The organism is Acinetobacter sp. 1207_04 (genome assembly GCF_052850415.1).
In genome coordinates this window covers 83,045-96,049 of record NZ_VXCQ01000005.1, presented here as the reverse complement: position 1 = coordinate 96,049, position 13,005 = coordinate 83,045, and the positions used below count along the sequence as shown (strand labels likewise).

Sequence of the window (13,005 nt, the reverse complement as noted above, 5' to 3'; positions counted from 1 at the left end):
TTCGGATGATAGCAATAGCTAGTTGAAATTACATTGAATTTATAAATACTCAACAAAGACTTTAAATCGGACTAATAAAAAATGAAATTTAAACTGAAATTTGTATATAATAGCTCACGGAAATTACCAGCGAGACTGTTATGTTGACCATCGTTCAAGAAGCCCTAACCTTTGATGATGTCTTATTACTCCCTGCCTATTCTACTGTCCTCCCAAAAGATGTCTCCCTAAAGACACGCCTGACTCGTGGCATCAATTTGAATATCCCTTTAGTTTCAGCAGCAATGGATACTGTGACAGAGTCACGTATGGCAATTGCGATGGCGCAAAACGGCGGTATTGGTATTCTTCATAAAAACATGGATATTTCTGCTCAGGCAGCAGAAGTTCGCCGTGTGAAAAAATTCGAAGCAGGAATGGTGAAAGATCCAATTACTGTGACGCCTGAAACAACGGTACGCGAGTTGATTTCGATTACTCAATCGAACAACATCAGTGGTGTACCTGTTGTTAAAGATGGCAAAGTAGTTGGTATTGTGACAGGACGTGATACACGTTTTGAAACCAATCTTGAACAGCCAGTAAGCAACATCATGACAGGTCAAGACCGTTTGGTCACTGTACGTGAAAATGCTTCAAAAGAACATATCCAAGCATTATTGCAACAGCACCGTATTGAAAAAGTATTGGTGGTGGGTGAAAACAACGAATTAAAAGGCTTAATTACTGTTACTGACTTTAATAAAGCTGAGCTTTATCCAAACAGCTGTAAAGATGATTTAGGTCGCTTACGTGTAGGTGCAGCAGTCGGTACAGGTGCTGAAACACCTAGTCGTGTTGAAGCGCTTGTTGATGCTGGTGTCGATGCGATTGTTGTTGATACAGCGCATGGTCATTCTGCTGGTGTGATTGAGCGTGTACGTTGGGTTAAAGCTAACTATCCACAAGTACAAGTCATTGGTGGGAACATCGCAACGGGTGATGCTGCATTGGCATTACTTGATGCTGGTGCAGATGCTGTTAAAGTCGGAATTGGCCCAGGTTCAATCTGTACGACACGTATTGTGGCTGGTATTGGTATGCCACAAATCTCTGCAATTGATGCTGTTGCAAATGCATTGAAAGATCAAATTCCATTGATTGCAGATGGCGGTATTCGCTTCTCTGGTGATATGGCGAAAGCAATTGGTGCAGGTGCAAGTACCATCATGGTGGGTTCACTCATGGCGGGTACTGAAGAAGCTCCAGGCGAAGTTGAATTTTTCCAAGGTCGTTACTACAAAGCATACCGTGGTATGGGTTCATTGGGCGCAATGGCGGGTGCAACAGGTTCTGCTGACCGTTATTTCCAAGACTCTAAAGCAGGTGCTGAGAAATTGGTTCCTGAAGGTATTGAAGGTCGTGTGCCTTATAAAGGTCCAATGGGTAACATCGTTCATCAAATGATGGGTGGTTTACGTTCATCTATGGGTTATACAGGCTCTGCGATTATTGAAGACCTTCGTCAAAATGCTAAGTTTGTGAAAATCACATCAGCAGGGATGTCTGAATCTCACGTACATGATGTAACGATTACTAAAGAAGCACCAAACTATCGTGTAGGTTAATCTTTCGTATCGTTTTGATTGAAAAAAGCCGTCATGTTATGACGGCTTTTTTATTTTGGTGTAAAGTGAGGAAATTAAACAGGCAGCTAAACAACACATAATAAGTTGGGGTACAGATGAGTTATTTTGGAACAGATGGGATTCGTGGAAAATTTGGTCAGCTACCGATTACCCCAGAGTTTGCATTAAAATTAGGTTTCGCAGCGGGTAAAGTCTTAAAACAATTAAGTCCGAAGTCAAAACCGATTGTTGTATTGGGCAAAGATACACGTTTATCAGGTTATATTCTTGAAGCTGCCTTACAGGCAGGTTTGAATGCCGCAGGTGTTTACGTGCATTTGTTGGGACCACTACCAACACCTGCAATTGCGCATTTAACACGTGCTTTACATGCAAATTTAGGCATAGTGATTTCTGCATCACATAATCCATATTTTGATAATGGGATTAAATTTTTCTCAGATGAAGGTAAAAAATTGCCTGATTCGATTCAAGATGCCATCAATAAAGAACTTGAAAAAGATATCGTGATTGATGACAACGCAAACTTGGGTAAAAGTGTGCGTGTGAAAGATGCCAATGGCCGTTATATTGAATTCTGTAAATCGACATTTCCATACCATTTCAATTTGCGCCATTTAAAAATTGTAGTGGATTGTGCCAATGGTGCCGCATATAACGTCGGACCTGCCGTATTTCGTGAGTTAGGTGCAAAAGTTATTGCCATGAATAACACACCCGATGGCCTGAATATCAATGAAAATTGTGGCTCAACACATCCTGAAGGTTTACAAAAAGCGGTTGTAGAACAGCAAGCTGACTTGGGTATTGCCTTCGATGGTGATGCAGATCGTGTAGTTTTGGTTGATCGTTATGGTAAGTTGGTCGATGGTGACCATATTCTTTATATTTTAGCGACTCAAGCTACCAATAAACCAGCAGGCATTGTCGGCACAGTGATGAGTAATATGGCACTTGAACTTGCGCTTGAAAAAGCCGAAGTGCCATTTGTTCGTGCAAATGTTGGCGATCGTTATGTTTTACAAAATCTTGAAGCGAATAATTGGTCTATTGGTGGCGAGCCATCAGGTCATATTTTGACTTTAGACAAGAGTACAACAGGTGATGCAATTATTGCTGCATTACAGGTATTGACTGTTTTAGTTGAACAAAATAAATCACTTGATGAATTGGTTGCTGATTTTGAAATCTTACCTAATGTCTTAGTGAATGTACGCTTAGAAAATATGTTTGACCCATTCTCTGTACCTGCATTGGTTGCGGAGTTTGACAAAGCAGAAGTGCAGTTGAAAGGACGTGGTCGTCTTTTGATTCGTAAATCTGGGACTGAACCCGTGATTCGTGTCATGGTTGAAGGTGATAATCTTCAAGAAGTAACTGATCTTGCAAATCATTTGGCTGATGCTGTACGTCAAAATGCAGTTTAGTTCTTGATCAAAGTTTAGCTTAGTTTTTGAATATAAAAATTTCGATATTAAAGGTTAAAGCATGAGTGATGTAATTAAGGATTTAAGTGAATTACGTTTAAGCTACCAAAAAGGTGAGTTGCATGAACAGTATGTCAATGCTGATCCGCATGAGCAGTTTTTAGGTTGGTTTAATACAGCTTTGGAAGCTAAACTTCACGAACCTTATGCCATGTCACTTGCGACTGCAAATGCTCAGGGGCGACCACATGTTCGCACTGTACTACTGCGTGGCGCGACTGAAGCAGGTTATGATTTTTATACCAATTATGACAGTCAAAAAGGATTGGATTTAGCGGCTAATCCTTATGCTGAATTGTTATTTTATTGGCCTGAACTTGAACGTCAGATACGTGTTGCAGGGAAGGTATTGAAAATTTCAGTTGGAGAATCAACCGATTATTATCACAAACGCCCCCGTGATAGCCAAATTGCAGCGCATATCAGTACACCGCAAAGTGGTGTGATTGAAAGTCGTGAGTTATTACAACAGCGTTTTCAAGCGTTGCATGATCGTGTAGAGCAACAAGCGACATTGACCAAACCTGAGTTTTGGGGAGGGTATCGCCTACAAGCTGATTATTATGAATTTTGGCAAGGCCGTCCGAACCGTTTACATGATCGTTTGGTGTATGAAAAAACTGAAAATGTATGGCAGATACAACGTTTGATGCCATAAATTTTGATTGGAAAATGAATAAGGCGATGAATTTATATTGAATTCATCGCCTTTATTTTTCTTTAAAAGGAGGTGTTGGTGTCCTGCCTCGGAAGGCGATATACTTTTTAATCTTCTTTTTCACTGTTGCTATATCTCATATGCAAATTCAGCAAAGACCTTATTTGAGTGATCCGAAACAATTTTCCAATGTTTCAGATTTTATGGCTGAAATTTTGGCACGACGTGGTGTACAGTCAGAAAAAGAACTTGATTTAAAACTCAAATATTTGCTTGCACCGACCATGAAAGGTTTACAGCGGGCTATTGACCTCGTGAATGATGCGATAGATCAACAGCTCAAAATTGTGATTGTGGGCGATTATGATGCCGATGGTGCTACGAGTACTGCACTGATGATTTTGGCACTCCGTGAAATGGGTGCAAATGTTGAATATTTAGTGCCTGACCGTTTCAAATACGGTTATGGCTTGACTCCAAAAATTGCAGATTTAGCATTTGAACGTTTTCAACCTGATCTTTTGATTACGGTGGATAACGGTATTTCAAGTCATGCAGGTGTGAAGCAGGCGCAGTCGTATGGTGTGAAAGTGATTATTACCGATCACCATTTAACAACCAAGGAAATACCTGATGCAGAAGCGGTAGTTAATCCAAATCAGCTCGGTTGTGATTTCCCAAGCAAGGCATTAGCAGGTGTTGGTGTTGCCTTTTATTTACTTGCAAATTTGAGCAGTCAACGTACTCAAGCAGGCAAGTCGAGTGCGAAAATGGCACAATATTTAGACTTGGTGGCGTTAGGAACTTATGCTGATGTCGCCAGTCTCGATTATAACAATCGAATTTTGGTTGATGCAGGCGTAAAACGCATTCAGCAAAATCAATGTCGTGCAGGTATTAGCGCACTGCTTGATATTGCAGGTCGTGACCCGATGAGTTTAAAAGCCTCTGATTTAGGTTTTGTTTTAGGACCACGCATCAATGCGGCAGGGCGTATGGAAACCATGGACATCGGCATTGAATGTTTACTTGCCAACGATATGCAAACAGCTTATACCTTCGCTCGTCAGCTTAATGATTTAAACCTTGAACGCCGTCAAGTTGAATCACAAATGAAACAAGAAGCGCTTGCTGAAATGCAGTCCTTACACTTGGATGAAGATAATTTACCTGCAGCGTTGGTGATGTTTGATGAACAGTGGCATCAAGGCGTAATTGGGATTGTCGCAGGGCGTTTGAAAGAGCAGTTCCATCGTCCGAGTATTGTTTTTGCTGCCGATAAGGATGGTATTCATATTAAAGGTTCAGCACGTTCAATTGAAGGTATTCATATTCGAGATGCCATTGAGCAAGTGGCAGAACAGTATCCGCATATGGTAAGTTTTTTTGGTGGACATGCGGCAGCGGCAGGTTTAACTATTGAAAAGCAAAATTTTGAACGGTTTAAACAAGTATTTACTGATTTAATTTCACAGTCCGATGAAGCCTTGTTTGATGCAGTATTATGGACAGATGGAGTTTTGCATGAACAAGATATTCAATTACAGACAGTTGATTTAATTGAGCAATTGGGGCCATGGGGGCAAAAATTTCCATCACCAGTATTTGAGGGCGAATTTGAACTATTGGAGCATCGTTGGCTTAAAGAGGTCCATTTAAAGTTAAAATTGGGTTTGAACAACGGTCAATTTGTTGATGCAATTGCATTTAATGCCCGAGATAAATTCCAATTCGATGCCACAAAAAATAAAGTCCGAGTGGTATATGAACTCGATAAGAATGAATTTAATGGACGAGTAAATTTGCAATTACGCATGTTACATGTTGAAAATTAACCGTATTTCACAATAAAAAAACCGCTATGAATAGCGGTTTTTTTAATTTCTATTTAAATGGTTGGAACCTTTAAGTTGGGTAATGCCTTAACTTAGAAGCGGTATCCTGCACGAACGCCATAAGTGTTGTAGTCATCACCGAAACCAACACGACCTTCAAGGCTTACATTTTGGTTAAAGAATTTCTTAGCAGAAATACCAAACTCATCATGATCATATAAATCGTTGTTGTAATAATCTGCACCGACACTTAAAGTTTTATCTAGGTATAAATCACCACGAACACGGTATTCATCAAGATCACCAAATGCACCAAATGCTTCAAAGTTAGCGTCATATTGACCTACTTTAGTCACGTATTTAGCACGTACTGTTGGGTCTGCACCATCATCACCATCTTTTACGTCATAGCCTGTTACACCTAACGCAAGTAATAAACCTGGTGCTGGTAGATAACCAACTTCAGCACCATAAGTGGTTACTTTGTTATCTATAGGTGTATCTTTAACTTCTTGTTCATTACGACCTACACGACCACTCACATAGAAATCAGAATTTGGAACATAGTATTCAAGACCTGCACCGTATTGGCTATTTTTTACGCCGTCATTATTTGCATAATCGACATTCGCTTTTACATTACTTGCACGGTCAAGGAACGCTGCTTCATTGAGTGGCGAATTACGTGTTTGAACTGGGTTGAAATAATATGTGCCATCTACACCGAACTGATGTGTTGCGTCAAAATCATCTGGGTCATTGTATGTATATGAACCACCGACTTCTGCTTGGTAAGCATGTGCTGCTGTACCAGTCATGACCAACGCGGATAAGACTGCTGAAGCGATTGCTAATTTTTTCATGGTTATTGCCCTCTGAAAATGATCCATTTCGATATACATTTTTTGTTACATATTTAGTCTAGGTGAAATAAAAATACCGTCAATAGAACTCAGGTAATAAAATTGAAACATTAGTAAAGTTATGTAAATTAATTAAATATAATATTGAAATATATAAATAAAAAATAATGTTTTGTTTTATTAAAACTGTGTGGATACTGTGAAGAAGATTTTATATGATGCAAATTTAAACACAATTTGTAATAAAATAGTGATTTTAGTTCATTGCATCTAGGGAATAATTTTTACTAAAAACCATCATTTTAGTGTTGATAGAAAGCAAATAAATTCATCTTACAAACACATGTTAATTCAATAAAACACTAAAAAATGACGATTCTGAACTTTAGCTGCTCTGTGGTAGAATGCCTGCAAATGAAAAGATGTCAAATGTGAGATGAAAACTCGTGGAAATTAATCCTTATCTAGTACAGCTAAAAGACTTAAATGACCGTGGTCAAACACTACGGGGGTATCTTTGACTACGATCTAAAGAAAGAGCGTTTAGAAGAGGTTCTCCGTGAGTTAGAAGACCCGAGCATTTGGAATGACCAAAGTCGTGCACAAGCTATGGCAAAAGAAAAAGGCGAACTTGAAAACGTGTTAAACGTTTTAGAAGGATTGTCTACACAACTTGAAGATGCACAAGCATTGCTTGACCTTGCTGTTGAAGCAGATGATGAAAGCTTATTGGCTGATGTTCAGGCTGAACTTGATGCAAGTGAAGCTGAATTGGCGAAACTTGAATTCCGTCGTATGTTTAGTAATCCAATGGATCCGAACCCATGTTATGTGGAAATTCAAGCGGGTTCAGGTGGTACAGAGGCGCAAGATTGGGCATCTATGCTACTTCGTATGTATTTACGTTGGATCGAACGTCATGGCTTTAAAGCTGAAGTGATGGAAGAGTCGGATGGCGATGTTGCGGGACTTAAATCGGCAACTATTCGTGTAGATGGTGAGTATGCCTATGGTTGGTTACGTACAGAATCTGGCGTACATCGTTTGGTACGAAAATCGCCATTTGACTCAGGAAACCGCCGTCATACATCATTCTCAGCGGTATTCGTTTCACCTGAAGTTGATGATAATATCGAAATTGATATTAACCCTGCGGATGTTCGTACCGATACTTACCGTGCATCGGGTGCGGGTGGTCAGCACATTAACAAAACCGATTCTGCTGTACGTTTAACGCATGCGCCAACAGGTATTGTGGTGGCTTGTCAGAACCAACGTTCACAACACGCTAACCGTGACCATGCTTGGAAACAGTTACGTGCAAAGCTGTACGAACGTGAAATGCAAATTCGTAATGATGCTGCGAAGGCACTTGAAGATACCAAGTCTGATATTGGTTGGGGAAGTCAAATTCGTTCATACGTTTTAGATGACTCACGTATTAAAGACTTACGTACTGGTGTTGAAAGTTCAAATACTGGTGCGGTGTTGGATGGTGATTTGGATAAATTTATTGAAGCAAGCTTGAAACAAGGCTTATAAGTTTTCAAATAAATTTAATTTAAAAGCAAAGTCTTAAGATTTTTTTGCAAATATATCTAAAATATTCGATATTAAAATCGAAAAAATACGATATAGTGTTTGTAAAGATGTTGATCAAGGCTTTGCAGTTTCATATTTAGCTCTCAATTAAACGTGCCTTATATGATGGATATAGATTTAATTTTTAAAGCGCTGGCAAATCCGACTCGTCGGCAAATTCTTGAATGGTTGAAGAACCCTGAGCAGTTTTTGTCTGAGGAGCAATGTGGTGGCTTTAATCGTGGTGTGTGTGCAGGGAATATCGAAAAGCTCGGTAATGTCTCTCAATCGACCATGTCAAATCATTTGTCTGTTTTACAGCAAGCAGATTTAATCCAAGCCGAAAAATACGGTCAGTGGTCGTATTTTTCCCGAAACGAAGCTTTGATTCAGCAATATATCGATTATCTACAAAACTCACTTTAATTCCTAATTTAAATTGGAAAGTGAGTAACGAGGCGAATATGGCTCAATTAAACTCACCTTTAACCCTTGGCGAATTGAAACTCAAAAACCGAGTGGTCATGGCTCCTCTAACACGTAGTCGTGCAACAGCTGAACGTGTTCCAACTGTAATGATGGCTGAGTATTATGCCCAGCGTGCAAGTGCAGGCTTAATCATTTCTGAAGCAACGGTGATTTCTGAAGAAGCTAATGGTTATTTAAATACTCCCGGGCTTTTCACTGATGCACAAGTTGAAGGTTGGAAGTTGGTTACCAATGCGGTACATGACAAAGAAGGTTTAATCGTTGCTCAACTCTGGCATGTCGGTCGTGTTTCGCATCCTGATCTTTTAAATGGTGAAACACCTGTATCTGCAAGTACAGTCCAACAAGCGGGATATGTCAGCTTATTGCGTCCAAAACGTGAATATGTTGTGCCACGTCCATTGGAAATTTCAGAAATCCAAGCCATTGTTGAACAATACAAACAATCTGCAATTAAAGCCAAACAAGCAGGTTTTGATGGTGTCGAATTACACGCAGCCAATGGTTATCTGATTGACCAATTCCTACAAAGTTCAACCAATCAACGTACCGATCTCTATGGTGGTTCAGTTGAAAATCGTGCACGTTTCTTGTTAGAAGTCGTTGATGCTTTGATTGAAGTCTGGGGCGCAGGTCGTGTGGGCGTGCATCTTGCGCCGCGTGGTGATGAGCATGACATGGGTGATGAGAATCCACGTGAAACATTTGGTTATGCACTCGAAGAATTGGGTAAGCGCAAAATTGCATTCTTCTTTACTCGTGAGCATTTGGATGAAGGCAGTATTAGTGGTTATTTGAAACAGCGATCGAATGGTGTGCCATACATTGCCAATATGAAGTTAAGTCGTGAAGATGCAATTGATTTATTGGCTTCGGGCAAGGCAGAAGCGGTGTCATTTGGTAAAGACTATATTTCCAATCCTGATTTGTATGAGCGTTTAGTTGGAGATGCGCCACTGAATGAATTAATTTTCGACAATATGATCGGGACGGATGTTGCTGAAGGCTATGTAGATTATCCAACTTTGGCAGAACTTGAAGCATTAGAACCGAACGCTTAAAAATAAACACATTTCCTTAAGCTTCATTGGTTAACAAGCCGATGAGGCTCTGCTATATTCGTGCAGTTTTGATTAGTTTGAGATTATTATTTGGCTACTCCTTTTTGGTATAACGCTGCTTTGGCGATGGTAAAACCATTATATAAGTGGAAAATAAAACAGCGTGCACAAAATGTAGAGGCATATCAACAGGAATGTCTTGAGCGTTTTGGTCCATTTCAGAGTGCCAAAAATAAGCAAGCAATTTGGTTTCACTGTGTTTCGGTGGGGGAAACCAATGCTGCACAGCCTTTAATTGAACATTATTTAAAATTGGGTCAGCCCATTTTAGTGACTAATACGACTAAAACAGGTCAGGCTCGTTCTAAAGCACTATTTTTAAAAGCTCCTTATGAGGCTTTGTTTCAAGCCGTGTATTTACCTGCCGATCAGAAGTCTTTAATTGCCGATTTTTATCAAAAATATCAACCCATATTACTTATTCTCGTAGAAACTGAGTTGTGGCCAAATCTGATTGATCAAGCTGATAAATTTGAAGTGCCTTGTATTTTGGTCAATGCACGCTTATCTGCAAAATCAGCACAAGGCTATAGCAAAGTGCCGAGTTTAACTCGTCCCATGTTGCAAAATTTTGATGCATTACTTGCACAAGATGTAGCGACACAGCAACGCTTTATCGAATTGGGTTTAGAGGCTTCAAAAAGTGAAGTTGTGGGTAGTATTAAATTTGATATTTCCGCACCTGAAGTTTTTATTGAAAAAGCACAGCAGTTAAAACACGATTGGAATTTAGCAAGACGTAAAATCATTACCCTTGCAAGTACACATGCACCTGAAGAAGAAAAATTACTCAATGGACTGAAACCTTATTTAGAACAGCATTCTGATTGCTTAGTCATAGTCGTTCCTCGTCATCCTGAACGTTTTGATGAGGTTTTTAAGGTTGCACAAAGTTTAAATTTAAATACGCAACGCCGTAGCTTAAATCAGTCTATTCAATTAGATACACAAGTATATTTAGCAGATAGTATGGGCGAAATGTGGTTGTGGTATGCACTCAGTCAAGCCAGTTTTGTTGGTGGTTCACTCAATGAACCGGGTGGCGGTCATAATATTTTGGAGCCGATGGTTTTGAATGTACCGACGGTGATTGGTCCGAATTATTTTAATTTTCAAGCGATTGTTGATGAGTTTTTACAGGCGAATGCTGTTGCCATTGGTCAGTCTGAACATGATGTTGTGCAGTTATTGGTGCGTTGTGTAGAGGATCAGGATTTTGCAACGCAATTGAGCCAGCATGCGATTGAAGTGTTAAATCAGAATAAGGGTTCTTTGCAGAAGCATATTGCAGTGATTGATCGGTTCTTATCAAAATTATGAACATCGTTCTTTTAGACCCTCGTCAAACCGAATCTGACCTTTGGAATATCACAGCAAGTCGCCAACTTGAACATTTAAAAACCCATGTCAATGTCCAAGTTGGAGATACTTTGAAGGTCGGCATTCGTGAGGGGAAGCGCTATCTCACAGAAATCGTCGAAATAACCGAACATAGTATTCGGGTAAAACTCTTACAAGAAGAAAGTGTGCCTGAAAAACTGCCTGTGACTTTGGTCGTTGCGATGCCTCGCCCGAAAGTGTTGCGCCGTTTAATGATGGATGCAGTGACGATGGGTGTAGAAAAACTCATTCTGATCCATAGTTATCGGGTCGATAAAAGCTATTGGCAAACACCATTTTTACAGCAAATTGAACACTATATAATGCTTGGTTTAGAACAGGCGGGTGATACGATTGCACCGCAAGTTGAAATTTATAAACGCTTTAAACCTTTTACTGAAGATGTACTACCAACATTAATAAATGAACATTGTCCTGCCTATGTGGCACATCCATATACAACACAAAAAATGCCCTCTGCAATTGAGCATCCGTGTATTGTATTGATTGGTCCTGAAGGTGGCTTTATTCCGTATGAGGTTGATTTACTCATAAAAAATGGTTGCCAAGCTGTAAGCCTAGGCAACCGTATTTTACGCACTGAAACTGCAATTTCTTATGTACTTGGTCGTTTATTTAGCTCGACTGTTTAGCACGACCTGACTCAGTATCATCCACAGATGGATCACCACGATAAACTTTCACTTCCTGTACAGGATAAGGAATTGAAATATTGTTTTCAGCAAAAGCTTTTAAAATGTGTTCTTGAATTTCACTGATTGATGCAGATGTTGTGGTTTCAGTGGTATTGACCCACCAACGAACGGTTAAGTTTACTGAGAAGTCTGCAAGCGCAGTAACATTCACGGTAAAACCTGGTTGGCTCAAGATTTTTTGATCACGATCAAGCTGTTGCAAAATAAGATCTTTAGCAGTTTGTACATCATCTTCATAACCAATACCCACAATAAACTCACAACGGCGACGCTGATAAGCTGTATTAACTGTAACAGGGCTTGTATAGACAGTAGCATTTGGAATAACAATACGACGACCATCTGGAGAACGTAGAAATGTCGCACGAATTTGAATATCTTCGACCGTACCTTCCATGCCAGACACAATAATATCATCACCAATTTTGAATGGTTCACTCAATAAAATAAGAATACCAGACAGTAAATTTTGAAAAATATCTTTAAATGCAAAACCGATTGCAACCGAACCAATCCCCAGTGCACTCATGAGCTGAGCAGGGGTAAAGCCAGGAATAGCAATAACCATCGCAATGAGGAAGCCAAAGAACATGATTGCAGTACTACCGACACGGTTGAGCACTAGAACTAAGTTTTGACGCGTATATGATTTATTTTCTAACGTTTTACGGACAAAAAATTTGAACAGTTTTGACAGTAACCAAAAAATAATAATAACGGTTAAACCGATGCACAGATACGGTACACGTTCCCAAAAGCCGTCAACAAATTTATCAATGGTCGAGTAAGCATCATTATATTTTGCAGTATGTTCAATCACCGATTGCGCAGTTTTTTCACCTGCAGAATGGATGAGCTGTGAAGTGTCTTGTGCCACTTCACTGAGTTTGGTTGCTTCTTCAGCCACTTTTGTGTCCGTTAAAAAATTTGTAATATTTTGCCTGATTTTTACAAAAAATGAACCCTTAGAAGTGTTTGAATTCTCGGCGATTGATGTGTTTACGTGTAGGTTTATTTTACTGATCTGTAGCTTGTCTGGACTTAAAGGGTGTATTCATGTCCATTTTTTTGAATGTTTTGGCTTAGCTTGAATTTATAAAGAATACATCTAGTACAAGAGAATCTAATAAATCAGTTTATAAGGCTTGATCATTTGACTGAAAGTGGATAATTTTACCTCAGTAGGGACATAGAGTGTCATAAATTGTCGTTATGGAACAGACTTCCCCTTGTTTCATTAGACCCTG

11 protein-coding genes are annotated in these 13,005 nt (G+C 39.5%); 9 read left to right on the top strand and 2 right to left on the bottom strand.

All coding sequences use genetic code 11. The features are described from left to right. Window positions 1-140 precede the first annotated feature (140 nt). From guaB to recJ, 4 genes are all read left to right on the top strand, one after another. Entirely contained in the window at window positions 141-1,607 is a 1,467-nt protein-coding gene (guaB, locus tag FW754_RS06010) for an IMP dehydrogenase (RefSeq protein WP_409510705.1), read from the top strand. 116 nt (window positions 1,608-1,723) lie between these two features. Then, window positions 1,724-3,055, top strand: coding sequence for a phosphoglucosamine mutase (gene glmM, locus FW754_RS06005; protein ID WP_409510706.1), 1,332 nt, complete (start codon window positions 1,724-1,726; stop codon window positions 3,053-3,055). Between the two features lie 61 nt (window positions 3,056-3,116). Next, window positions 3,117-3,773 carry a pyridoxamine 5'-phosphate oxidase gene (pdxH, locus tag FW754_RS06000; protein WP_446324115.1) on the top strand — a complete coding sequence of 219 codons (657 nt, stop codon included), beginning with the start codon at window positions 3,117-3,119 and terminating at the stop codon, window positions 3,771-3,773. 140 nt (window positions 3,774-3,913) lie between these two features. Next, window positions 3,914-5,608 carry a single-stranded-DNA-specific exonuclease RecJ gene (gene recJ, locus FW754_RS05995; protein WP_409510708.1) on the top strand — a complete coding sequence of 565 codons (1,695 nt, stop codon included), beginning with the start codon at window positions 3,914-3,916 and terminating at the stop codon, window positions 5,606-5,608. A gap of 92 nt (window positions 5,609-5,700) precedes the next feature. Here the strand turns inward: recJ and FW754_RS05990 are convergent, their stop codons facing one another. Continuing rightward, window positions 5,701-6,471: a putative porin gene (locus FW754_RS05990; RefSeq protein ID WP_409510709.1), complete on the bottom strand. Its 771-nt coding sequence runs from the start codon at window positions 6,469-6,471 to the stop codon at window positions 5,701-5,703. Between the two features lie 446 nt (window positions 6,472-6,917). On the opposite strand from FW754_RS05990, the gene prfB reads away from it, so the two are divergent. The 5 genes from prfB to FW754_RS05965 all read left to right on the top strand — a co-directional run bounded on the left by prfB (window position 6,918) and on the right by FW754_RS05965 (window position 11,695). Further along, window positions 6,918-8,013 (top strand): peptide chain release factor 2 gene (gene prfB / locus FW754_RS05985; protein ID WP_409510710.1). Its coding sequence is split into 2 segments (ribosomal slippage): window positions 6,918-6,989 and window positions 6,991-8,013, totalling 1,095 coding nucleotides; the frame shifts between segments, so codons are not numbered across the junction. A 165-nt stretch (window positions 8,014-8,178) separates the two neighbouring features. Next, a complete protein-coding gene (locus tag FW754_RS05980; protein WP_409510759.1) occupies window positions 8,179-8,478 on the top strand; it encodes an ArsR/SmtB family transcription factor in 300 nt (99 codons plus the stop codon). 38 nt (window positions 8,479-8,516) lie between these two features. Continuing rightward, window positions 8,517-9,602: an alkene reductase gene (locus tag FW754_RS05975; RefSeq protein ID WP_446324114.1), complete on the top strand. Its 1,086-nt coding sequence runs from the start codon at window positions 8,517-8,519 to the stop codon at window positions 9,600-9,602. Window positions 9,603-9,728: 126 nt separating this feature from the next. After that, window positions 9,729-10,982 carry a 3-deoxy-D-manno-octulosonic acid transferase gene (locus FW754_RS05970; protein WP_446324174.1) on the top strand — a complete coding sequence of 418 codons (1,254 nt, stop codon included), beginning with the start codon at window positions 9,729-9,731 and terminating at the stop codon, window positions 10,980-10,982. Beyond that, entirely contained in the window at window positions 10,979-11,695 is a 717-nt protein-coding gene (locus tag FW754_RS05965) for a 16S rRNA (uracil(1498)-N(3))-methyltransferase (RefSeq protein ID WP_446324113.1), read from the top strand. The genes FW754_RS05970 and FW754_RS05965 overlap by 4 nt, the downstream gene beginning before the upstream one ends. Here the strand turns inward: FW754_RS05965 and FW754_RS05960 are convergent. Then, entirely contained in the window at window positions 11,679-12,665 is a 987-nt protein-coding gene (locus FW754_RS05960) for a mechanosensitive ion channel family protein (RefSeq protein ID WP_409510714.1), read from the bottom strand. The two genes, FW754_RS05965 and FW754_RS05960, sit on opposite strands and share 17 nt — an antisense overlap. Window positions 12,666-13,005 lie beyond the last annotated feature (340 nt).

Excerpts from the sequence above, each read along its gene's own strand:
- FW754_RS05970 (WP_446324174.1), top strand. The coding sequence starts at position 9,729 with ATGGTAAAACCATTATATAAGTGGAAAATAAAACAGCGTGCACAAAAT.
- glmM (WP_409510706.1), top strand. The coding sequence starts at position 1,724 with ATGAGTTATTTTGGAACAGATGGGATTCGTGGAAAATTTGGTCAGCTA.
- FW754_RS05980 (WP_409510759.1), top strand. The coding sequence starts at position 8,179 with ATGGATATAGATTTAATTTTTAAAGCGCTGGCAAATCCGACTCGTCGG.
- FW754_RS05990 (WP_409510709.1), bottom strand. The coding sequence starts at position 6,471 with ATGAAAAAATTAGCAATCGCTTCAGCAGTCTTATCCGCGTTGGTCATG.
- guaB (WP_409510705.1), top strand. The coding sequence starts at position 141 with ATGTTGACCATCGTTCAAGAAGCCCTAACCTTTGATGATGTCTTATTA.
- FW754_RS05965 (WP_446324113.1), top strand. The coding sequence starts at position 10,979 with ATGAACATCGTTCTTTTAGACCCTCGTCAAACCGAATCTGACCTTTGG.
- pdxH (WP_446324115.1), top strand. The coding sequence starts at position 3,117 with ATGAGTGATGTAATTAAGGATTTAAGTGAATTACGTTTAAGCTACCAA.
- recJ (WP_409510708.1), top strand. The coding sequence starts at position 3,914 with ATGCAAATTCAGCAAAGACCTTATTTGAGTGATCCGAAACAATTTTCC.
- FW754_RS05975 (WP_446324114.1), top strand. The coding sequence starts at position 8,517 with ATGGCTCAATTAAACTCACCTTTAACCCTTGGCGAATTGAAACTCAAA.